The sequence below is a fragment of the Pseudarthrobacter sulfonivorans genome, assembly GCF_014712225.1.
In the GTDB taxonomy this organism is placed as follows: Bacteria; Actinomycetota; Actinomycetes; order Actinomycetales; family Micrococcaceae; genus Arthrobacter; species Arthrobacter sulfonivorans.
In genome coordinates this window covers 1-846 of the sequence record NZ_JACXBW010000046.1, presented here as the reverse complement: position 1 = coordinate 846, position 846 = coordinate 1, and the positions used below count along the sequence as shown (strand labels likewise).

The window sequence follows — 846 nt, the reverse complement described above, 5'->3', positions numbered from 1 at the left end:
ATCAATCCTGGTGCACTGCCCCGCGGCAACCAAAGTTTTCTCCGCGAACGCGCCGATGCCCAGCGCGGCAGAGAGTTCCGTGCCGTCCTCAAGCGTCATCTTCTGCGTCGCGTTATGGGTGTTGAAGCAGTACTGCGGCCGGCCCTTGGCGCACGCCCGGCATTCCCCGCACACGGCACGCCAGTTCAGGATCACCCGGTCACCCGGAGCCACCTGCGTGACGCCGGGCCCGACGGCACTGACAACACCCGTGGCCTCATGGCCCAGCAGATAAGGGAAATCATCCCCGATGCCGCCCTGCTTGTAATGCAGGTCCGTGTGGCAGACCCCGCACGTAAGGACGTCCACCAGGGCCTCCCCCGGCCCCGGATCCGGGACCAGAATAGTCTCCACTGAAACCGGGGCATTCTTCTCCCTGGCAATGACAGCCTGAACTTTATGGACCATTATTCTTGTGTTCCTTTCCTGGACCCGTCCGGATCCGGTGAATCGGCACCAAGTGCCAATCTCACTGACGTGATGGGGTTCCACGTCTTTGGTTGCGCGATCCCGCTGATGCGGTCCATTTAGACGGTGATCAGTGACTGGCGGTCCTGATGATGTTCCGGTTCCCCGCTGCACGTGAACGTTATGTCCGGTTCCTGCTGGATTGCGGTGGCTGGGAGGTTGGTGATTGTTTCGCCGAAGACTTCGTCGGGGTCGAGGCGGCGGAGTTCTTCGGCGAGGCAGTCTTTGAGGCTGCGTCGGGGCAGGGAGATGCGTTGTGCGGGCTGGCCGGGCTGGGTCAGTTCCGCGATGGAGAGCCCGGGCCGGTGGAGCTGGACGTCGCCGCCGCGGCGGGTGAGC

General features: G+C 63.4%; 2 protein-coding genes. Both read right to left on the bottom strand.

The window, feature by feature from the left end; translation table 11 throughout:
• The coding region (locus IAQ70_RS22480) for an alcohol dehydrogenase catalytic domain-containing protein (protein ID WP_190992169.1) at positions 1-447 on the bottom strand (447 nt) is incomplete at its 3' end.
• 119 nt (positions 448-566) lie between these two features.
• Positions 567-846: OpcA/G6PD domain-containing protein (locus tag IAQ70_RS22980; protein WP_223860569.1), on the bottom strand; the 280-nt coding region annotated here is incomplete at its 5' end.